Source organism: Kluyvera chengduensis (assembly GCF_044197065.1).
Taxonomy (GTDB): Bacteria; Pseudomonadota; Gammaproteobacteria; order Enterobacterales; family Enterobacteriaceae; genus Kluyvera; species Kluyvera ascorbata_C.
This window is the reverse complement of the sequence record NZ_JBIQOI010000032.1, coordinates 1-375: the sequence shown is the minus strand read 5'-3', so window position 1 is coordinate 375 and position 375 is coordinate 1. Positions and strand designations below refer to the sequence as shown.

Below are 375 nucleotides of genomic sequence, written 5' to 3'. Positions count from 1 at the left end.
ATGCAATTTTGTGTACGGGGCTATCACCCTGTATCGCCGGCCTTTCCATACCGTTCCACTATCACACATGCTGATTCAGGCTCTGGGCTGCTCCCCGTTCGCTCGCCGCTACTGGGGGAATCTCGGTTGATTTCTTTTCCTCGGGGTACTTAGATGTTTCAGTTCCCCCGGTTCGCTTCATTACGCTATGTATTCACGTAATGATAGTGTGTCGAAACACACTGGGTTTCCCCATTCGGAAATCGTCGGTTATAACGGTTCATATCACCTTACCGACGCTTATCGCAGATTAGCACGTCCTTCATCGCCTCTGACTGCCAGGGCATCCACCGTGTACGCTTAGTCGCTTAACCTCACAACCCGAAGATGTTTCTT

1 rRNA gene is annotated in these 375 nt (G+C 50.7%); it reads right to left on the bottom strand.

The features are described from left to right. Positions 1 to 353, bottom strand: a 23S ribosomal RNA gene (locus ACH1XZ_RS23230); the annotation flags it as partial. Positions 354 to 375 lie beyond the last annotated feature (22 nt).